This window comes from Bacteroides sp. 2201st1_D9_2201SCRN_220225, from assembly GCF_040928965.1.
GTDB lineage: Bacteria > Bacteroidota > Bacteroidia > Bacteroidales > Bacteroidaceae > Bacteroides > Bacteroides stercoris.
Genome location: NZ_JBCODG010000025.1, coordinates 1 through 18,104 on the forward strand (window position 1 = coordinate 1; position 18,104 = coordinate 18,104).

The following is an 18,104-nucleotide window of genomic DNA, read 5'->3' on the forward strand; positions in this document are numbered from 1 at the left end:
ATAAGAATTTGCCCGAAAGAAGTAGTATCAAAGCTCCTAAAACTGAATTTGTAGAAAAGGTGGCTAAGATTACTAAGAAGTCCGTAAAAACCGTGCGGTGTTGGATCGCTGGAACACAAAAGCCGGATGCGTTGGCGCAATCTGTTTTAGAGAAAGAGTTTAAAGTTCCTGCCAAGTATTTATTCCCTGAAGCATCGTAATATGAAACCTATCGAATTTTACACCACACCAGAAGGCGAAGTTACTATGCGTCCTTTAGGTGAAGCGGAAAGGCAACTTAGAGAAAGTGATACTGAGTTTATCCAGGCTTTCTTGGAAATACTGAGAGAATTTTATACTGAGGCTTATACGGCTTTAATGGAAATTTACTCAAAGAGTTCTGAAAATAAGCGTTACCGTGATTTTTTGGCTGTACGGAGATTTATAAAGTGCAACTTTGGTCTATACGATAATGTGATAGATATTGATGAGAACTGGAATTTCCGTTTTGAATTTGTCGGGTGTCCTCTACGTGGCGAGTGTAAAAGCGATAAGATCATTTGCGCCCCCAAATTTAATTCAAAGCTATCGGATAGACAGCTTGAAGTGATGAGGCTGCTTTATGAAGGCAAATCAGATTCAGAAATAGCAGACAAATTATTTATCTCTTTGAATACCGTTAATAATCACCGAAAAAACAGTTTTAGAAAAGTCGGTGTACACTCGTTCCCTGAGTTTATGCGGTATGCTATGCAAAACAACTTATTCAAATAACAATAATGCAACATTGATATGAGTTCGGACACGTTTTTAAATTTGGTTGGTTGCTCCATATTCGGTGCTTTAGGGGTTACTTGCCTGGTATGCGCTATTGCGTTCTCAGCTTCGCACCAACTTCTATTTACGGCTATGTGCTTCCTGATGTTCTATGTACTTTATACAGATAACCAGTACAATACAGAAAGCGTACAGCACTATTTCAGAAAAATGTTGAGGGCTAAAAGATTACGGAAAAGGAAATGTAGATAATGGGTATTGTACTGGAGCTATACGAGCTTAAAAATCTCTGTAAAGATATGGCTGAGCTTGGAGCTGCCAATTACGCAAAAATGGTATTTCCGGCAAAAGATCTCATTTCCCAAAGGGAGGCTTATAAATCATTCGGTGAGGCTCGTGTAAAACGGTGGGTACGCCAGCAACTTGTACACCCTACAAGGAATGGAGCAGAGAAACGCTCCAAAATACTATACTCCAGAGCTGAATTATTAACTATCGAAAAGACAGAGAAAATAGACACTTATATAAACAAATTATGAAAGAAGTATTCTTAAAGAAATTGATCCTAAAGAATTTCAAGAAAATTCAGGATCTAACAGTAGAGTTTACAGATAAAAATACCTTTATCTGTGGTGGAAATGGCACAGGAAAGACAACGCTTCAAGATGCGTTCTTGTGGCTGTTATTTGGGAAGGACAGCACGAATAGGGCTGATACCAACTTTAACATTAAAACGTTGGGAGAAGATGGAAAACCAATCTTACACCTTGTACATAGCGTAACTGGTGTATTGTCTATCAATGGCAGAGATGTTGAACTGCAACGTAACTATGTTGAAAAATGGGGAAGTGGTGTAAACGCTGGTGTCCTTCAAAACCATGCTACAGAGTTTTATTTGAATGGTGTAAAACTCAAAACGAAAAAGGAGTATGATGCGGAAGTAGCAGCGATCTTGCCGGAAGATGTTTTTAGAATGATTACTAACCCGTTATATTTCCCGACCATGAAGGCGCAAGATCAGAAAGCTATGTTGCTTGAAATGGCTGGTAACGTTACGAATGAGGAAGTAGCCAATATCAATCCAAAGTTTCAAGAGCTGATTAGTCTTATTTCAGGCAGAACCTTAGAGCAATTAGCAAAAGAAATAGCCTCTAAGAAATCAGCTATCAAAGATGAGTTAAAGGGTATTCCTGGTAGAATTGATTCGGTACGTGATGCAATGCCTGAAAGTGAGGACTGGGCGGTTTTGGAGAAGGAAATAGCCGACAAAAAAGAGAAAATTAAAGATATTGATAGCCAGTTAGCCGATAAAAGCAAACAGATAGAAGCAGAGTTCAAAGCCAAATCTGAGTTGCAAAAGCAAATCGGGAACAAAAAACTTGCCAAGTCGCAAAGAGAAAATGAGATAAGACAAAATGCCAATAAATCCTACCATGACGTACTGGATAATATTTCAAAGCTGGAATATCAAGTTAAAAGCAAGGATGCTGAAATATCCCGTAAACAAGAGGATCATTCTCGTATCAAAGCTACTATCGAAGCTCTAAATAATGATTTGGAAGTATTGAGAGGTAAGTTCTATGCCATAGATGCGGAAACGTTACAGTACCCGGAAGGAGCTTTTATTTGCCCGACTTGTAAAAGAGAGTTGGAGGTAGAAGATATTCAAGCCAAGCAACAAGAATTACAGGACAACTTTAATCTCAACAAGGCAAACCGACTGAAAGCAGTGCAAAATGAAGGCAAGGAAAAAGCTGCAAAAGTTGAAGAGCTTAAAAAGCAGTGTTCAATTATTCAAGCTGCTATAACTCAGTTGAGTAACGAGAAAGAAATATTGGTGCATAATATCAATGAATGTAAAGGGAATATGCCGGAAGAACAAGATACACAAAAGATCATTCTTTCCGATCCTACCTGGCTTTCTCTCAGTAATGAAATCGTAGATCTTGAAAACCAGTTAAAGGCAGAAGCCAAACCTATAGACACAACAGAGTTGAAAGAAGCTAAGGCTATTCTTTCTGAGGCTATAGATGAGCTGAATAAGAAGCTGGGCAAACGTGATACTATAGAACGTTCCAATAAAGTTATTGAGGATCTGGAGGATAGAAGAGATAAAAACAATGAAGCTCTGGCAGAACAAGAACGTTTGGAGTTTTTGGTACAAGACTTCCAGAAAGAAAAAGACAACAAGCTGATGGAACGTATTAACGGAATGTTCTCTTTGGTTAAGTTCTCATTTATCAGCGAAAAGTTGAATGGGAATGAGGCTATAACCTGCTTTTGCTCTGTAGATGGTGTGCCGTTTGCCGATGTAAACAATGCTTCAAAAATCAATGCCGGGCTGGATATAATAAACGCTATATGTCGATCTGTAGGTATCACAGCACCCATTTTCATTGATAATCGGGAAAGTGTGAACGATCTTATACCTACCATGTCGCAAGTAATAAACCTCGTGGTTAGCAAAGATAAATCTTTGATGATACGTGTTGCCGGAAATGGAACAATGGAAGAATACAAACAACTTTAAATAATAATTTTATGACACAAGAAAATTCAAGTGGTACACAAGTAGTTAGTACCCAATCAACGAAAATGCCAGCACAGGCAAAAAAAATAGATGTGCTGAAAACTATGCTTAACGCTCCTTCTGTAATGGAACAATTTAAAAATGCGCTGTCTAAGAATGCTTCCACATTTGTTGCTTCCATTATTGATCTATACAACTCGGATTCAAATTTACAATTATGCGAGCCGAAAGCGGTTGTAGCGGAATGTCTGAAAGCTGCTGTTTTGAAATTGCCAATCAATAAGGCTTTGGGGTACGCTTTCATTATCCCCTTCAATAACAGCAAAAAAGTAGATGATTTGGACGAAAAAGGTAAGCCCAAAATAGGCTCAGACGGTAAGCCTATCCAAAAGTATATCAAGGTTATGGAGCCAACGTTTCAACTGGGGTACAAGGGTTATATTCAGCTTGCGGAAAGATCCAATCAATACCGTACCATTAACGCAGATGTCGTTTTTGATGGTGAAGTTCGTAAAGTGAACAAACTTACTGGCGAGATCGCTTTTGACGGAGAAAAGAAGTCTGATAAGATCATAGGTTACTTCTGCTATTTTGAATTGCTTAACGGCTTCTCTAAGACGTTGTACATGACTGTTGAACAAATGGCTACCCACGCCAAACGCTACTCCAAAGGGTTAAAGAAGGAAACAACCGTAGAAAGCCTTATGAAACTTGCCGAACTGCCTTTCTCGGCAGACAGTAAAACCGTTGGATGGCTCGGTAATTTTCATGGGATGGCTATCAAAACCGTTATCAGAAATTTACTTAGTAAATACGGCTATCTCTCTATAGAAATGCAACAAGCATTTGAAAATGATGTTGAGGGTGCGGAAGAACATACAGACGCTATGCCCACAATGGGAACACAACGTTTTGATGTATCAGATGTTAGCTTTGAGGAAGTTTCTAATACCAGTGCCAATACTGCAACGGCTTCCAATGAAAATAAGCCAGGTTTCTAATGGGAATGGAATTAAGAGTTTTGGGCAGCTCGTCCAGTGGTAATTGCTACATACTGGATAACGGCAATGAGGCTTTGATTATCGAGGCTGGAATACGTTTCATAGACGTAAAAAAGGCTTTGGATTTCAATATTCGCAAAGTCGTAGGCTGCTTAATAACTCATCAGCATAACGATCATGCTAAATATGCTAAGGCAATGGTAGATTGTGGCTTTCATGTATTGGCTCTTCCAGAAGTGATAGAAAGCAAGGAATTGAAAGGTTCCAGAGTAAAAGCCATTAAAATAGGATCGGGCTATCTGCTTGGTGGTTTTCGGGTGATCCCCTTCCCTGCTTTCCATGATGTACCTTGTGTTGGCTATTTCATTAAGCACCCGGATTGTGGTAGTATTATGTTTTTAACGGATAGTTGCCAGTCTGGATATACTTTTTCTGGATTGAATCATATACTGATTGAATGTAATTACTCTGATACAAAACTGATAGAAAGCATTAATGCCGGGCGTGTCCTTCCTACACAAAGAAACAGATTAATGGTTTCTCACATGGAGCTGGAAAGTTGCAAACAAGCTCTAAAAGAAAACGATTTGAGCAACGTTGCAAACATAGTTCTTTTACACCTCTCATCTAATAACAGCGATGAGCATTTATTTGTATCTGAGGTGCAAAAAATTACTGGAAAGGCGGTTTATGCTGCTAAACCAGGTTTGAGTATAACCTTAAACAATTTTTAGGTATGATACAAGGATTTTCAGAGCAAACAAAACCTCTAACCGATTATGAGGACAAAGTTATTCTGCCTCTCATAGTACAAGGACTTCACGGTAAGGTAGGTAAATATAAAGCGATTACAAATAAAGCGATGTGTTCGGCTTTAAAGTCTTATGGGTGTAAAATTGATAGTCCACGAATAAGAAAGATTATCAACCATATTAGACTTTCGGGTATGGTGATTGGGCTGATCGCCACAAGTGAAGGCTACTATATCGCAGAAACACGTAAGGAGCTGGAAGATTACCTGAGAAGCCTTGAAGGTAGAGAAGGTGCTATACACGCAGTTAGAAAGAGTTTAGAAAAACAGCTACAGCTATATGACAAATAAAGTTTTGATAGAAAAGAAGGGTGGGCTATTCAACCTTAGACCGTTATACGACTTGTTTTCTCATTCGGTAGATGGGATTTACCAGGTAATAGTGAAAAAGGTTAGGAAGCCACGTTCCAACGATCAAAACGGCTGGCTATGGGGGTGTATCTATCCAATGCTGTTAGATGGGTTGCTTAATGCCGGATGGGAGTTTACAAGCGTGGAACAAGTACACGAGTTTTTTAAGGCTCAAATGACTAAAGACAAAGTAGTAAACAAACATACGGGTGAGATTATAGAATTTCCCGGATCAACTGCAACAATGGACACGTTAATATTCTCAACATATTGCGAGAAGCTCAGAGAGTATGCTTTGGAATACTTGAATATAGAAATACCTGATCCCGATCCTAACTGGAGGAAAGCCGATGAAGAAAATACCCAATCACTTGGTAAATGAGCTTATCCGGCTTATTCCAGTGCTAATAGAAAATATCCCACACGAAGGTAGAAGTACCAGAGTGGATAATGCGATACGATTAACTAACAAAATTGTCAAACGATTAAAATCTTTAAAAGATGAAAGTAATTGAAATTACTGAGATTGAAGTAAAGGCAGCTTTAGACGTTGCTAAAAGTGAAGAAGTGAAAAACGTGTTGGTAGCCTTGTTCTGCAAAGGTGAAAAGAAACCAACCCCTACCCTTGATGATTACACGACAATCCGAAGTTATGAGGATGCGTGTGCTGCTTTAAAGTGTTCCCCTATTGATGAGAAGGCTTTGCGTTCTGCTGGAGTAAGAAAAGGGATTATTGCCTTAATCAAACTTGAAACAATCAGCCGGGCTTTGTGGGGTAAGAATTACCAGCCTAAACCGGATGCAAGCGGTAGCAGCCGTTTCTATTTCCCCTGGTTTGCTTTGTGGACTGAGAGAGAAATCAAAGAAACAGAAGGGCTTGTGTATATTCCAATTATTGACGCTCTAAACAATCTTGCGGGCTTCGGTTATGCGAATACGTATAACGCCCCCTCGGATACGGATGCGACTGTCGGCTCTCGGCTTTGGCAAGAATCAAGAGAGAAAGCAAAGTATTTCGGGCAGCAATTCATTGAATTGTGGTTTGATTATTTGATGTTTAATGTAAAGAAGGTGCAAGAATGACAACAATATTTTATATACTGATAGCCTTCTGCCTTTTCTTTGAAGTGCTGAATTTGGCAGCTTGCAAAAAAGTTTTCGCTGCTGTGGAAAAGTATAAGGACAAAAACGATCTCACTGAGATAAGCCCGGTTTTCGCTGTTTGGAGAATGTGCAACTGGATCTACCTTATATTGTGCTTCATAGGTTTAATAAGCTCTCAATGGATAGGTTTTCTTGCATTGATTGTTTTAAGCCTTATCCCTAAGAAGTGGTTTACATGGAGAATTATAGATAACATATTAGGAATCGCAATCTTACTGTTTGTTCTCTTGAATAAGTACCACTTTCAAATAGACTTCAATTCATTAATAATCAAACTTATTTTGCAATGAAAGATATAATGTTGGCTGATACTCCAGTGGAGCAAAGAGCGCAAATTTTACGTGATAGCTGCGATGAGGTCGTAGAGAAAAGTTATCTCTCAAAGTTCTCTCAGGAAGAAACTAATGAGCTTCGGGCTAACCTTGTAGAAGTTCAGATACAGATGCAAGAACTGACAGAAAATTTTGATGTAGTTAAAGCTGACTTCAAAGGAAAAATGAAGCCACTGCAAGAACGGATCGGAAAAATGCTTGATGATTTGAGAAAAGGCGGTGAGTACATTAAAGGTGAGTGCTACAAGTTCATAGATCAAGACGAAGGAAGAGTAGGTTACTATACGCCAGACGGTTATTTGCTGGAGGAAAGACCTATGAAGCCGGAAGAAAGGCAGAAAACAATTCAAATGGCAGTGCGCTTGACTGGCACAGATAATTAATTTATTAACATCTTAATTTTTAAAACATTATGGAAGAAAAAAACAAAGGTTTGAACATTAACATCGAACATTACACTGGAGAGAAACCTATTGAAGTAGTTTATAGACTTGGTGACGCAGCGCAAGCACAACAACCGCTTGCAACCAAAGCCCCGGAAAAGATCAGTGTTTCCGGCACTATCTCCACTCCGTATGAATGGCTTTCCAAGCGAATAGATACTGTAGATCAGAAACGTGCAAATGTCGTTGTGAATCGTGAGAAAATGACAATTCAGCTCACTGTAAACGAAGATGATTATTACAATAAAAACACGTTCACTGGTACGGTTGAAGTATCTGAAACATTTGAGAAGTTCGGTATTAATGATGGTGAAAAGGGCTGGATCCCTGCCAAATTAGGACAATTCTTGCGTCTGAATCGTGGTTTGTTTGAAGATAAAGAAAAGTGCATGGTACTTGTTTCCAATCTCAAAAACTTCAATGCAAAAGCAAAGGCAGAGATTGAGAAACAAAGAGATCCTTCTGGCTCCGTTGCTGATGTTTACCGTTGCCAGGTAGAAAGTAATTTACCGAAGAGCTTTACCGTAAACATGGCTATCTTCAAGGGAACTGCAAAACAGCCTATCGAAATAGAGTTCGATCATTATCTGACAAATGGAGAAGTGTTTTTGCAACTTGTTTCGCCAGGAGCAAATGAAGTGATGGAAAGTTACAGAGATAAGTGTATTGATGAAGTGCTGGATAAGATCAAGGATATTGCCCCCGATATTGCAATTCTGGAAGTGTAACCGTTCAAACATGATTATAGGAAAGCTGGGAATTATCCCGGCTTCCTTAAAAATTCTCTCTATGGCAAGAAAACAAGAAACTCCTATGCCTTTCTATGTTGGCGATTGGTTGAGGTGTCCTGAATTAAGGGTACTTCCACCAGACGTTAGGGGCTTGTGGATGGATATGTTATGCTATATGTGGGAAAGTGTAGAACGTGGTGTTATGGTTATGCCAAACGGACAGCCTTGTACGAAAGAAGATATAGCCCGTATCATAGGTACGGATTGCTCAGGATCTTCTAAATGGGTAGATTCTTTGATAGAAAACAAGGTGTGTGAAGTTCGGGAAGATGGAGCTATTTATAGTAGGCGTATGGTAAAAGACAACCTGATAAGTGAGAAAAGAAGGCTGGCAGGTAAGAAGGGGGGTGAGATCACTAAGGCAAGGGTTTTCATTCCAAAAGCAGAAGCAGAAACGATCCTACAAGAGCAGCCCCAACAACCGCAACAGGAAGTTTTACTGTTTCCACAAGAAAGCCCACCACCTTTAACGCCAGAGCAGCAAAAAAAGGCTGAGAAGGCAAAAAAATACAAGTATGCTGAGTTCGTAACACTAACAAGGGATGAATACGCTAAGTTATGCGCTGAATATTCTGAGGAAGGAGCCAAACGGATGATTGAAATACTTGATAACTATAAAGGATCAAAAGGGAAAAAGTATAGTTCTGACTATAGAGCCATACTAAACTGGGTAGTAAATAGATATAACGAAGAAATACAAAAGTATGGATATAAACATAAAGAATCAGCTTCAAAAGATCCTGGATCGGCAACTGGAAACGACTACAGAAACACGATTTAGAATAGAAGGATATTCTAAGGAAACGGTTCAGGAAATGCTGCTTATGTGCTATCAGCATGAGGTGCGCAAAAGACGTATTCCGTTTCAGGAAGATAAGGAAACACTGGAGAAAATAGAAAAGGCTGCAAAATGGCTTACTGGCGATTATAAAGTAGGATTGCTGCTATATGGAATAGTGGGATCCGGCAAATCTACTTTAGGCAAGGCGATTTGTAACCTTATCGGTATTCTACACAATAGCTCCATATCCAGTGAGCGAAAAGGTGTATTCCGGGTTTCAGCTTTGGATTTGGCAAAAAATGTGGCTAATGATCCTATGTACTTCAATAAGCTCAAAAATCAAGAACTGCTTTTTATTGATGATATAGGAACTGAACCAGCAAGTGTAAAAAGTTGGGGTAACGAGTTCTCGCCAGTGGTAGAACTGCTTTATGCCAGATATGATAGACAGTTATTCACTATCGCAACTTCCAATCTCAAAGATTCCGATTTTGGGGAACGTTACGGTATAAGAATAGCTGATCGGATGGAAGAAATGTTTGAACGTATTTATTACCAAAACAAGAGTTATAGAAAATGAATGAGATAAATTGGAACGAGTTAAAAGACAAAGCCCATTCTAACGCTGTAAAACATGGATTTTGGGAAGGCAAACCAAGCGATAAGCACTTTCTTTGCCTGGTTATTTCGGAGCTTATGGAAGCTGTGAACGCCCATAGAAGAAATAAGTTTGCAAGAGTACCAGCCAACAGAAAAGAAACAATATTCGATGATCGTACTTTCCACCATGAAAACAAGTATTTCAGAGAAAACTTTGAAGAGTATGTGAAAGATACAGTAGAAGATGAATTAGCGGATGCTGCTATTCGATTACTGGATCTTGCTGGAGCAAATAATTTGAATTTAAATAGATTCTGTTTGCAACACGTAGTTACTCCTAAGAAAAGTTTTACAGAAAATATATATGCTATCGTAAAAGATTTGGTGAACTATAAATATTCTCAGGAAGAACAGATTAACTATGCTCTTCACCAGATACGAAGACTATCCGAAATTCTCAAAATTAACTTACTGTGGCATATTGAGCAAAAGATGTATTACAACGAAGGTAGGGAAGATAAACACGGAAAGGAATATTAAAATTTACCAAGTAAACATTATGAATACGAGTTTTGAACGAAGTAAGCAGACAACGGATGAGTGGTACACTCCCAAATGGATAGTGGATGCTTTAGGGAGTTTTGATCTTGATCCATGCGCTCCTGAAAACCGTTTGTGGAACACCGCCAAAAGACATATAACGCCTTCTGAGGATGGTTTAAAAACTGAATGGGGGGGGTAAGAGTATGGTTAAATCCTCCGTATTCACGTCCTCTTATTGAGCGATTTGTGGAAAAGATGGTAAGGAACAATAACGGGATAGCATTGCTTTTTAATCGCTGTGATAGCAAGATGTTTCAAGATCTCATTTTCCCAAATGCAAGCGCAATAATGTTTGTGAAGGGTAGAATAAAATTCTATCGACCAGATGGTACACAAGGAGATAGCCCAGGGTGCGGTAGCGTTCTTATAGCCTTTGGTGAGGAAAACGCAAAAATACTGGAATATTCTAATATACCTGGTAAATATATAAAACTCAACAATTAAGATGGAAAAGAAAAAAGTAATATTGACCTTATGCAAGTCTTTCCCCGTAACTCATAGCAAAGCTGGCGAGGCTACAGACTTTGAAAAGAAGTTGAAAGACAAAAGTAAGATCCATACAATCCGATACAACGCAAAAAATGTATGGAATGGACGGTATAAAGATATTGTTTCTGGTAAAAAATATCTTTCAATACGTGAATGGACTGGCAGACCGTATAATTCGGAGCAAAAGGAAATAGCCCAATTACCCAAAATCGGACTGCAACACGTAACCATGACATATAGCTCTGAGGATGCTTACCCTGAAATATGGATAGACAACAAGAAAGTTTCAATCCATGAAGTAGCGAAAAATGATGGTCTGAGCGTGGAGGACTTTGTAGAATGGTTTTTCGGGAACAACAAAGAGAATGTTTTTGAAGGTGTAGTTATTCATTTTACAGGATTTAGATACTAAAGCTATGAAGAAGATTTATAAATATGCGATTGAAATAACAGACGATCAGGATATTGTAATGCCAGTTGGTGCTAAGATCTTGACAGTACAGAATCAGAACGGAGTTCCTTGTATATGGGCTATGGTAGATCCTAATTCGGAAAAAGAGAATGTGCATATCAGAGTGCATGGCACAGGGCATAATGTTCCAGACAGTGATAGGCTGGAATACATAGGAACTTTTCAAATGTGTGGTGGTTCGCTTGTGTTCCACGTTTTCAAAGTATTGTGATGAATGACGATAGGCATTGTAGCGAGTGTAAGCACTTCTGGAGTAATCCAAAAGTCGGTCAGATGTATTGCTGTAAACTTTCTAAGAGGATAACTGCAAGAAAGAAGCCATGTAAGTTTTACGAAAAACCAACGAAATAATGGAAACTAATGCAACAAAAAGAACTGATATTTTCCAGATAGATCCACGTAACATTGTGGTAATGGATGATTTCAATGCTCGTAGAGATTTCGATTTAGAGGAATTAAAGGAGCAAATCAAAGCTAAAGGAGTTCTTAACCCTATTACCGTACTTCCTTTCAAAGATGAGGACGGTATAGAACGGTACAAGCTGGTGGATGGTGAAAGACGCTATCGGGCTACTATGCTTGCGATTGAAGAGGGTACAAACATTCCTTACATTAAGGCTTTGAAGCTGCCTAAAGACACAAGTACGGAAGAGCTTCTAATCGAGCAGATGATGAGAAATGAGGGAAAGCGTTTTTCTGAATATGAGTGCGGTATCATGTTCAAACGCTTTAAAGAAGAGTTCGGATATACCCAAAATGAGATAGCTGAAAAGTTTAAAAAATCTCCGGCTTTTGTGAGTAAATGTTTATCCCTAATGGATCTCCCTATAGAGATTCAGGAACGTATTATAAACAAACAAATATCGGCTTCTGCTGCTAAGGACATTGTAGCCAATTACGATACGGAAGAGGAACAAGTAAACGCCACGAGAAAAGCCGTAGAATTAGCCGAAAAGCAAGGGAAAAGGACTGTTACCAATAAAGAGATTAACGCTGTACAGAAAGAGGCTAAGGAAGCCAAAGAGATAGCTCAGGCACTCCGTAAGGTGTGGGCTTATCTGGATGGCGGTGTTATGGTAGATGTGGATAAGCTGGCTATCCTTCTGGATAAAACAGAGAGTTTGAGTAATGCAATGAAACAATATAAAAAATTGAGTAAATGAAAGTAGTGTTTTTTGACCTGGAAACTACAGGAACGTTAGTAAACAAACATGGGATCCACCAAATTAGCGGTATGATCGTTATAGACGGTGAAGTAAAAGAAACCTTTGATTTCAAGGTACAGCCTAACCCTAAAGCGGAAATAGTGCAAGAGGCTTTAGATGTGGCTGGTGTAACCAAAGAGCAGATTCTATCTTATCCGGCAATGGGGTATGTGTACGGACAATTTACGGCTATTTTGAACAAATACGTGGATAAGTACAATAAGCAGGATAAGTTTTTCCTTGCTGGTTATAATAATGCTTCATTTGATAACCAGTTTCTCCGTGCATGGTTTTTACAGAATGGGGATAAATATTTCGGATCTTACTTCTGGAGTAATTCTATAGATGTAATGGTTTTGGCAACTCCTTATCTGGCTTCTCAACGCTCACAGATGGAAAATTTCAAGCAAGGAACTGTAGCAAAGGCACTCGGTATAGAAATAGACGAAAGCCGGCTACATGATGCCTTGTATGACATTCAAGTATGCAAATCTATTTACGATATTGTTTCACCATATAAAATGTAATGTTATGGAAAAGATTAATATTCAACTTCCTCAGTATTGGAAAAAGAAGAAACTTAACCCGGAGTTTATAAAAGAACTTGAATCAACTGCAAAAAGCGATCCGTTTACAAAAGATGAGTTCGGGGAATATCGGTTTGGTACATTTCTTCATGGTTGCGCTATTGTCAAAGTTGAAATGACTGATAACCTTCTGAGCGTTGCTATTCACAGCCAACATCCTATAGGTTTGCCAATGATTAAGGAGATTCGCTATAAATACGCTCCGAATAATTGTCTTATGACAATGCTAATGCCTTCAAGGGAACAGCAGATTAGCGATAATACCGTAGTGCTTTATCAGATTCCAGGATCTTTTAGCGATACGACAGATGTTGAATTTGAGGAAGGGAAAGAATGATCTATATAGGGATTGATACAGGTGTACATACCGGGATTGCTATCTGGGATAACCGAAAGCGTTCTTTGGAAATGGTAAAACAAATGCCTATTCATAGGGCTATGGCGGTTGTTCAGTCTTATGCGGATATGCAAAAGACGGGTGTAGGCGATAAAATCATAGTAAGAGTGGAAGATCCACGACAACGCACCTGGTTTGGTACAGAGAGAATGACACGTGAAGAGGAACGGAAGAGGCTACAAGGTGTAGGATCCGTAAAACGTGATGCTACAATTTGGGAAGATTACCTTACCGAACTTGGTGTTGAGTTTGAAATGGTTGCTCCTAAACGGAATATAACAAAGATGAGCCAGGAATATTTCAAGCAGCTTACGGGATGGAAAAAGCAAACCAACGAGCATAGTAGGGATGCTGCCATGTTAGTATTTGGCTTTTAGATGTTTTTTGCTCTTTATTGGTGTATATATACACCGAAATTTATATCTTTGCATTAATTGATAACATTGATATTATGACTATTACGACAACTATCTTTATAGTAGCAGGTGCTTTAGCGGTATTCATTACCGCTATGCACTTTGCAAATCTTTTCCTACCGTATGATCCGATTACACCAGGTAAATCTATTACCGTATATCTGGATGGTAAGTTTAATAGGGTGGCAACGATCACGAGTATAGAGAACGGTTGTATCTATGTGTATGATAAATTCCCGTTGCCATTGCATTATAGAGGAAAATTTTACGCTGTAGGCAGAATGACGGACGGGCATAAGGTTATGTTTTTAGGGAAGCGGAAACTTTATCAGTTGATGCGCTTTGTGGAGGCTTTCAGAAAGATTGCCCGTATTCCTGAATTTGAAAAGGAGGTTTAACATGGAAGAGATAGAGATTGTTTACCGTAAAATCTCGGATCTAACTCTGTTGGATGATAACCCACGAAAGATAAGCAAGAGAGATTTAGAGCGTTTGGTAGATTCCATCCGCATAAATGGTTTCTGGAAGCACCGCCCTATTGCCTTATCTGAGCGTGAAGGAAAGTTGTATGTACTGGCAGGACACCAACGGATAAAGGCTGCAAAGAAGCTGAAAATATCGGAAGTGCCGACAATCTTGTACCACAACCTGACCGAAGAGCAGGAAGCGGATATAGTTCTAAGGGATAACATCAACAATGGTGAATGGGATTTTGAAAAGCTACAGCTTGGAGATTGGAGCAACAAGGCTGATTTCTCTTTTATCGGTTTAGATATTCCAGTAGAGGATAAACAGCCGGAAGATGAGGAAGCAGCCGATGAAGAACAAGAGGACAACGAGAAAGAGGAAGGCTCGGAAGATGATCCGATAGCGGATGAAAAAGAGGATTTTTACAGATCCATGCTTAACGATTGTTTGTATGAGAGCAATAATGAGTTTGACATTCCTAATTTGTTGCTGGAAGAACAAGCCGGAAAACTTCTTTTGCCTTTTGCCCCCTGGGGAGCTGACAGCCGATTAAGGAAAGATGTTGCTACTTACCACTTCTATGTAGATGATTATCGCTTTGAAGCTATTTGGAAAGATCCGATCAAGGTGCTAACCAGTGGTGTAAAAGCGTTGGTAGAGCCGAACCTTTCCGTTTACGATACAACCCCGATAGCTTACGGTTTACAACAGATTTACAAGAAACGTTGGATAAGCCGATACTTTCAAGAGTGCGGTATCAAGGTGTACGCAGATCTGAATGTTTCTGTGAAGTTCAAAGAGTATAATAAACTGGGCTTACCAAAAGGGTATAACGCTTTTTTCACTCGTGGCTATGCTGGTCGGTTGGAATATCTGAAAGGAGAGCTTGAAGTAGCCAAAGAAATATCCGGCTTGCAAACTCCTAACTTGCTTGTGTATGGCGGTGGTGATGAGATCAGAAAGTTTTGCATAGATAACAGCCTGGTTTACGTCCAGGACTTTATTAACGATAAAAGTTCAAAAAAAGATGGCAAAAACAAGCGGAAGTAATGGAGGTTTGCCGAATGGCGATTCAAACTACAAAGGTAAGGTAGGCAAACTGGAACCTTTGGCTTCAATTAAGAACCCGAAGGTGTATAAGTCTGTAAAAGAAAGTATCTCACGTTTTCACTCTGTTTTGGGAGTAAGACAGAAAGATATTAAGATCGGACAACTGGAGGCTGGTACGGGTGGAGTGCATATTTCCCAAAATGGAGTATCTAAACAAGTAGTTTTGAATAAATCCGTTTTCAATGGGAAAAACACCACAACCCAAAGCGTTGCTAAATGGGCTGAGAAGGGCTACAAAAGCGGACACTTGACGAAAACCAACAAGCCAGTAGCACATATTGTTACTCACGAGCTGGCTCACGCAACTTGGAACAACCATTTAACAAGCCCCAATGCAAAGGCAGCAAGTAAAAGCATAAACAGCCTTTATAAGAAATGGGGTAATGATAAGTCGAAACAAGGTTATGGTAAATATGCCAAAACCAATGTAAACGAGTTCTGGGCAGAAGTATGTACAAAAGCCGTTCATGGTAAGGCAGATAAGTACACAAAAGCAGCTAAAGATATAATCAAGAAGTATAAATTATAACGTATATTTGCGGAAAACCCAATAAAATATTGAGCTATGGATAAAATAGAATTAACCGATTTGCAAAAGCAGCTTATTCAAAAGCAGCTAAATGAAAAGTACGATCCGTTTATGGCTACGGAAGAAGAACAAGAAGCCTTCAATGACGTAATAGACAAAGCCGAAGCATTATCGGATGAGCTGGACGCTGTAGATGATTACATAGACAACTACAACGGTGATATGATAGCCTGGTTTTGGGCAAAGTACCAAGAGCAGGAACAAAAGGAACAATGATAAATTAACCAGGTAAAGAATTAATCAGGTGGGAGTTCCTATCTGATTTTTTCTTTCCTTAATTGGTGTATATGTACACCAAAAACAACGAATAAACAACGGAATGGCACTCTTTGAGAAAGGCAATAACATAGGGAATAGATTCACAAGCGAAAACCAGCCAAAGAAAAATGGTCGGAAGCCCTCAATGTATAAACAGCTCAAAGAGCTTACAGGTAAAAAAGTAGATTATGAGCTGAGCAAAGAGGACTATTATAAAACAATTCGGTTTCTTCTTGAACGATCCAAAGGAGAGCTAAATAAAATCATGGCTGACGCAAACAGAGAAGATAGCACTACTCCTATTTGGGTGTGTAATATTATCAGTGCAATCTTCACAGATATTCGCTTTGGTCGGACTTCAACGGTTGAAATGATATTCGATAGAATTTTTGGCAAAGCAGCCCAACCGATAGAAGGGGATATAAACGCCAATGTGTCTGGTGGACTGGAGCCGGATCTATCCAAACTTTCAACCGAAGATCTTTTGGTTTATCATGGACTATTGGAAAAGATGAATGGCAAAAAATAAAAACATACAAATACCAATGGCTCTTGCAGTCAAAATAGAGCTGTTTAAACGTGGCTGTTTTGACTTCATTACTGTTAAGGATGGAAAGAAGCACGAAAAGCAGGAAAAGGCTTTGCAGATCCTTACAGACAATGAACACGCAGAGTTTTTGTATGGTGGTGGTGCTGGTGGTGCTAAGTCGTGGACTGGTGCTGCCTGGCTTCTTTTTATGTGCCTTTGTTATCCAGGTTCCAAATGGTTTATTGGTCGAGCTGAATTAAAGCGTATTACCCAATCTACCTTGATAACGTTCTATAAGGTTTGTAACCAATACGGAGTAGAAGATACTTTGTACAAATACAATGGGCAGTATAACTATATAGAGTTTTACAACGGATCCCGTATAGATTTGCTGGATTTGATGTATAAGCCTGGAGATCCTTTTTATGAAAGATACGGATCTATAGAATATACTGGCGGTTGGATAGAAGAAGGTGGAGAAGTAAACTTCGGTGCTTATGACACTCTTAAAACTCGTGTAGGTCGCCACTTGAATAATGAGTTAGGGTTAAAACGAAAGTTGTTTATCACGTGTAACCCTAAAAAGAACTGGATGTATGATACCTTTTACACTCCATTCAAGAAAGGTATATTGCCTGAGTATATGTACTATCTGGGTTGTTTGGTACAAGAAAATCCCTTCATAGATCCAGACTACATAGAAGGTTTGAGAACAACCAAAGATAAGGTTAAAAGAGAGCGTTTGCTAAAAGGTAATTGGGAGTATGACGACAACCCCAATGCGCTTTGTTCTCACGATGCGATTACAGCCATTTTTAATAATCTGCTATCAATAACCACTGGGAAGAACTATATAACAGCAGATATAGCCCGATTTGGATCCGATTACGCCCGGATTTGCGTTTGGGATGGTTATACGATCATAGACTTAAAATGCTTTCCACTAAGTAAAACTACGGACATACAGAAATGTATTCAACACTTCCAGAAAAAATACAGAATACCTAAATGGCGGTGTATCGCTGATGAGGACGGTGTAGGCGGTGGCGTGGTGGATAATTGCGACATACAAGGCTTTGTAAATAACAGTCGTGCTTTAAAGGATGAGAACTACCAGAACTTGCAAACACAATGCGGTTACAAGCTGGCAGAACACATAAACGCCTCAGAGATTGGGATCAATGAGGAACTGTTAAGCTCGGCAGACAAAGAGCAAATTATCCTTGAACTGGAGCAGTTGCAAACATGGGATGTGGACGGAGAAGGCAAATTAAAGCTAAAACCGAAAGAGGAAATCAAGCAGGAAATTAGATGTTCTCCAGACTGGCGAGATGTGTTTTTAATGCGCTGTTGGTTTGACTATAACGAGTATGATATACCAGATGATATAGAAGCAAGATTAGGAGTTATTTAAAAATTTG

The 18,104-nt window shown here is 39.2% G+C and carries 27 protein-coding genes and 1 pseudogene; all 28 read left to right on the plus strand.

The genetic code is table 11. The features are described 5' to 3' along the window. On the plus strand, positions 1-200 hold a 200-nt coding region (locus tag AB5903_RS10045), incomplete at its 5' end, for an XRE family transcriptional regulator (protein ID WP_368117825.1). Between the two features lies 1 nt (position 201). Then, positions 202-753 (plus strand): response regulator transcription factor, encoded by a 552-nt coding sequence (locus AB5903_RS10050; protein ID WP_005850390.1) that lies wholly within the window; start codon positions 202-204, stop codon positions 751-753. A gap of 254 nt (positions 754-1,007) precedes the next feature. Then, entirely contained in the window at positions 1,008-1,295 is a 288-nt protein-coding gene (locus AB5903_RS10055) for a hypothetical protein (protein WP_021971513.1), read from the plus strand. Then, positions 1,292-3,286, plus strand: coding sequence for an ATP-binding protein (locus tag AB5903_RS10060; protein WP_021971514.1), 1,995 nt, complete (start codon positions 1,292-1,294; stop codon positions 3,284-3,286). Before AB5903_RS10055 ends, AB5903_RS10060 begins: the two co-directional genes overlap by 4 nt. 11 nt (positions 3,287-3,297) lie before the next feature. After that, positions 3,298-4,287: a recombinase RecT gene (locus tag AB5903_RS10065; protein ID WP_050440888.1), complete on the plus strand. Its 990-nt coding sequence runs from the start codon at positions 3,298-3,300 to the stop codon at positions 4,285-4,287. Continuing rightward, positions 4,287-5,021 (plus strand): MBL fold metallo-hydrolase, encoded by a 735-nt coding sequence (locus AB5903_RS10070; protein ID WP_005850380.1) that lies wholly within the window; start codon positions 4,287-4,289, stop codon positions 5,019-5,021. The genes AB5903_RS10065 and AB5903_RS10070 overlap by 1 nt, the downstream gene beginning before the upstream one ends. A gap of 2 nt (positions 5,022-5,023) precedes the next feature. Continuing rightward, complete coding sequence (locus tag AB5903_RS10075) at positions 5,024-5,389, plus strand: hypothetical protein (RefSeq protein ID WP_005850378.1); 366 nt, start codon at positions 5,024-5,026, stop codon at positions 5,387-5,389. Beyond that, on the plus strand, positions 5,379-5,831 hold the full coding sequence (locus tag AB5903_RS10080; RefSeq protein ID WP_195657409.1) for a hypothetical protein: 453 nt from the start codon (positions 5,379-5,381) through the stop codon (positions 5,829-5,831). The genes AB5903_RS10075 and AB5903_RS10080 overlap by 11 nt, the downstream gene beginning before the upstream one ends. Before the next feature lie 119 nt (positions 5,832-5,950). Next, positions 5,951-6,532, plus strand: a complete 582-nt coding sequence (locus AB5903_RS10085) for a hypothetical protein (RefSeq protein ID WP_368117826.1) — start codon at positions 5,951-5,953, stop codon at positions 6,530-6,532. Further along, positions 6,529-6,903, plus strand: a complete 375-nt coding sequence (locus AB5903_RS10090; RefSeq protein WP_005850373.1) for a hypothetical protein — start codon at positions 6,529-6,531, stop codon at positions 6,901-6,903. Before AB5903_RS10085 ends, AB5903_RS10090 begins: the two co-directional genes overlap by 4 nt. Then, positions 6,900-7,328 carry a hypothetical protein gene (locus AB5903_RS10095; protein ID WP_005850371.1) on the plus strand — a complete coding sequence of 143 codons (429 nt, stop codon included), beginning with the start codon at positions 6,900-6,902 and terminating at the stop codon, positions 7,326-7,328. Before AB5903_RS10090 ends, AB5903_RS10095 begins: the two co-directional genes overlap by 4 nt. A 29-nt stretch (positions 7,329-7,357) precedes the next feature. Next, on the plus strand, positions 7,358-8,116 hold the full coding sequence (locus AB5903_RS10100) for a hypothetical protein (RefSeq protein ID WP_036633285.1): 759 nt from the start codon (positions 7,358-7,360) through the stop codon (positions 8,114-8,116). 10 nt (positions 8,117-8,126) lie between these two features. Next, positions 8,127-8,960 carry a hypothetical protein gene (locus AB5903_RS10105; protein ID WP_227080982.1) on the plus strand — a complete coding sequence of 278 codons (834 nt, stop codon included), beginning with the start codon at positions 8,127-8,129 and terminating at the stop codon, positions 8,958-8,960. Beyond that, a complete protein-coding gene (locus AB5903_RS10110) occupies positions 8,884-9,540 on the plus strand; it encodes an AAA family ATPase (protein WP_227080981.1) in 657 nt (218 codons plus the stop codon). The genes AB5903_RS10105 and AB5903_RS10110 overlap by 77 nt, the downstream gene beginning before the upstream one ends. Continuing rightward, complete coding sequence (locus tag AB5903_RS10115; protein ID WP_151851151.1) at positions 9,537-10,100, plus strand: hypothetical protein; 564 nt, start codon at positions 9,537-9,539, stop codon at positions 10,098-10,100. The genes AB5903_RS10110 and AB5903_RS10115 overlap by 4 nt, the downstream gene beginning before the upstream one ends. A gap of 19 nt (positions 10,101-10,119) precedes the next feature. Beyond that, a pseudogene (locus AB5903_RS10120) lies at positions 10,120-10,607 on the plus strand (DNA N-6-adenine-methyltransferase). A 1-nt stretch (position 10,608) separates the two neighbouring features. After that, positions 10,609-11,064, plus strand: a complete 456-nt coding sequence (locus tag AB5903_RS10125; RefSeq protein WP_195657406.1) for a hypothetical protein — start codon at positions 10,609-10,611, stop codon at positions 11,062-11,064. Between the two features lie 4 nt (positions 11,065-11,068). After that, a complete protein-coding gene (locus AB5903_RS10130) occupies positions 11,069-11,335 on the plus strand; it encodes a hypothetical protein (RefSeq protein ID WP_032532890.1) in 267 nt (88 codons plus the stop codon). Positions 11,336-11,474: 139 nt separating this feature from the next. Then, entirely contained in the window at positions 11,475-12,287 is an 813-nt protein-coding gene (locus tag AB5903_RS10135) for a ParB/RepB/Spo0J family partition protein (protein WP_005850354.1), read from the plus strand. Further along, on the plus strand, positions 12,284-12,856 hold the full coding sequence (locus tag AB5903_RS10140; RefSeq protein ID WP_005850352.1) for a 3'-5' exonuclease: 573 nt from the start codon (positions 12,284-12,286) through the stop codon (positions 12,854-12,856). The genes AB5903_RS10135 and AB5903_RS10140 overlap by 4 nt, the downstream gene beginning before the upstream one ends. A gap of 4 nt (positions 12,857-12,860) precedes the next feature. Next, entirely contained in the window at positions 12,861-13,253 is a 393-nt protein-coding gene (locus tag AB5903_RS10145) for a hypothetical protein (protein WP_022400721.1), read from the plus strand. Positions 13,254-13,336: 83 nt separating this feature from the next. Next, the gene (locus AB5903_RS10150; RefSeq protein ID WP_227080980.1) at positions 13,337-13,690 is read left to right on the plus strand and encodes a hypothetical protein; all 354 of its coding nucleotides are present in this window, start codon (positions 13,337-13,339) and stop codon (positions 13,688-13,690) included. A gap of 74 nt (positions 13,691-13,764) precedes the next feature. Next, the gene (locus tag AB5903_RS10155; protein ID WP_368117827.1) at positions 13,765-14,127 is read left to right on the plus strand and encodes a hypothetical protein; all 363 of its coding nucleotides are present in this window, start codon (positions 13,765-13,767) and stop codon (positions 14,125-14,127) included. 1 nt (position 14,128) lies between these two features. Then, positions 14,129-15,247 (plus strand): DUF4417 domain-containing protein, encoded by a 1,119-nt coding sequence (locus tag AB5903_RS10160; protein ID WP_005850346.1) that lies wholly within the window; start codon positions 14,129-14,131, stop codon positions 15,245-15,247. After that, entirely contained in the window at positions 15,225-15,836 is a 612-nt protein-coding gene (locus AB5903_RS10165; protein WP_118441066.1) for a hypothetical protein, read from the plus strand. The genes AB5903_RS10160 and AB5903_RS10165 overlap by 23 nt, the downstream gene beginning before the upstream one ends. A gap of 36 nt (positions 15,837-15,872) precedes the next feature. Next, positions 15,873-16,112 (plus strand): hypothetical protein, encoded by a 240-nt coding sequence (locus tag AB5903_RS10170; RefSeq protein WP_005850342.1) that lies wholly within the window; start codon positions 15,873-15,875, stop codon positions 16,110-16,112. Between the two features lie 103 nt (positions 16,113-16,215). Beyond that, on the plus strand, positions 16,216-16,683 hold the full coding sequence (locus tag AB5903_RS10175; protein ID WP_005850340.1) for a hypothetical protein: 468 nt from the start codon (positions 16,216-16,218) through the stop codon (positions 16,681-16,683). After that, on the plus strand, positions 16,670-18,097 hold the full coding sequence (locus AB5903_RS10180; RefSeq protein ID WP_032532885.1) for a phage terminase large subunit: 1,428 nt from the start codon (positions 16,670-16,672) through the stop codon (positions 18,095-18,097). The genes AB5903_RS10175 and AB5903_RS10180 overlap by 14 nt, the downstream gene beginning before the upstream one ends. Positions 18,098-18,104: the final 7 nt, after the last annotated feature.

What these genes read in the sequence shown, in the direction of transcription:
- AB5903_RS10050 (WP_005850390.1), top strand. Translation starts at nt 202, where the DNA reads ATGAAACCTATCGAATTTTACACCACACCAGAAGGCGAAGTTACTATG.
- AB5903_RS10055 (WP_021971513.1), top strand. Translation starts at nt 1,008, where the DNA reads ATGGGTATTGTACTGGAGCTATACGAGCTTAAAAATCTCTGTAAAGAT.
- AB5903_RS10060 (WP_021971514.1), top strand. Translation starts at nt 1,292, where the DNA reads ATGAAAGAAGTATTCTTAAAGAAATTGATCCTAAAGAATTTCAAGAAA.
- AB5903_RS10065 (WP_050440888.1), top strand. Translation starts at nt 3,298, where the DNA reads ATGACACAAGAAAATTCAAGTGGTACACAAGTAGTTAGTACCCAATCA.
- AB5903_RS10070 (WP_005850380.1), top strand. Translation starts at nt 4,287, where the DNA reads ATGGGAATGGAATTAAGAGTTTTGGGCAGCTCGTCCAGTGGTAATTGC.
- AB5903_RS10075 (WP_005850378.1), top strand. Translation starts at nt 5,024, where the DNA reads ATGATACAAGGATTTTCAGAGCAAACAAAACCTCTAACCGATTATGAG.
- AB5903_RS10080 (WP_195657409.1), top strand. Translation starts at nt 5,379, where the DNA reads ATGACAAATAAAGTTTTGATAGAAAAGAAGGGTGGGCTATTCAACCTT.
- AB5903_RS10085 (WP_368117826.1), top strand. Translation starts at nt 5,951, where the DNA reads ATGAAAGTAATTGAAATTACTGAGATTGAAGTAAAGGCAGCTTTAGAC.
- AB5903_RS10090 (WP_005850373.1), top strand. Translation starts at nt 6,529, where the DNA reads ATGACAACAATATTTTATATACTGATAGCCTTCTGCCTTTTCTTTGAA.
- AB5903_RS10095 (WP_005850371.1), top strand. Translation starts at nt 6,900, where the DNA reads ATGAAAGATATAATGTTGGCTGATACTCCAGTGGAGCAAAGAGCGCAA.
- AB5903_RS10100 (WP_036633285.1), top strand. Translation starts at nt 7,358, where the DNA reads ATGGAAGAAAAAAACAAAGGTTTGAACATTAACATCGAACATTACACT.
- AB5903_RS10105 (WP_227080982.1), top strand. Translation starts at nt 8,127, where the DNA reads ATGATTATAGGAAAGCTGGGAATTATCCCGGCTTCCTTAAAAATTCTC.
- AB5903_RS10110 (WP_227080981.1), top strand. Translation starts at nt 8,884, where the DNA reads ATGGATATAAACATAAAGAATCAGCTTCAAAAGATCCTGGATCGGCAA.
- AB5903_RS10115 (WP_151851151.1), top strand. Translation starts at nt 9,537, where the DNA reads ATGAATGAGATAAATTGGAACGAGTTAAAAGACAAAGCCCATTCTAAC.
- AB5903_RS10125 (WP_195657406.1), top strand. Translation starts at nt 10,609, where the DNA reads ATGGAAAAGAAAAAAGTAATATTGACCTTATGCAAGTCTTTCCCCGTA.
- AB5903_RS10130 (WP_032532890.1), top strand. Translation starts at nt 11,069, where the DNA reads ATGAAGAAGATTTATAAATATGCGATTGAAATAACAGACGATCAGGAT.
- AB5903_RS10135 (WP_005850354.1), top strand. Translation starts at nt 11,475, where the DNA reads ATGGAAACTAATGCAACAAAAAGAACTGATATTTTCCAGATAGATCCA.
- AB5903_RS10140 (WP_005850352.1), top strand. Translation starts at nt 12,284, where the DNA reads ATGAAAGTAGTGTTTTTTGACCTGGAAACTACAGGAACGTTAGTAAAC.
- AB5903_RS10145 (WP_022400721.1), top strand. Translation starts at nt 12,861, where the DNA reads ATGGAAAAGATTAATATTCAACTTCCTCAGTATTGGAAAAAGAAGAAA.
- AB5903_RS10150 (WP_227080980.1), top strand. Translation starts at nt 13,337, where the DNA reads ATGCCTATTCATAGGGCTATGGCGGTTGTTCAGTCTTATGCGGATATG.
- AB5903_RS10155 (WP_368117827.1), top strand. Translation starts at nt 13,765, where the DNA reads ATGACTATTACGACAACTATCTTTATAGTAGCAGGTGCTTTAGCGGTA.
- AB5903_RS10160 (WP_005850346.1), top strand. Translation starts at nt 14,129, where the DNA reads ATGGAAGAGATAGAGATTGTTTACCGTAAAATCTCGGATCTAACTCTG.
- AB5903_RS10165 (WP_118441066.1), top strand. Translation starts at nt 15,225, where the DNA reads ATGGCAAAAACAAGCGGAAGTAATGGAGGTTTGCCGAATGGCGATTCA.
- AB5903_RS10170 (WP_005850342.1), top strand. Translation starts at nt 15,873, where the DNA reads ATGGATAAAATAGAATTAACCGATTTGCAAAAGCAGCTTATTCAAAAG.
- AB5903_RS10175 (WP_005850340.1), top strand. Translation starts at nt 16,216, where the DNA reads ATGGCACTCTTTGAGAAAGGCAATAACATAGGGAATAGATTCACAAGC.
- AB5903_RS10180 (WP_032532885.1), top strand. Translation starts at nt 16,670, where the DNA reads ATGGCAAAAAATAAAAACATACAAATACCAATGGCTCTTGCAGTCAAA.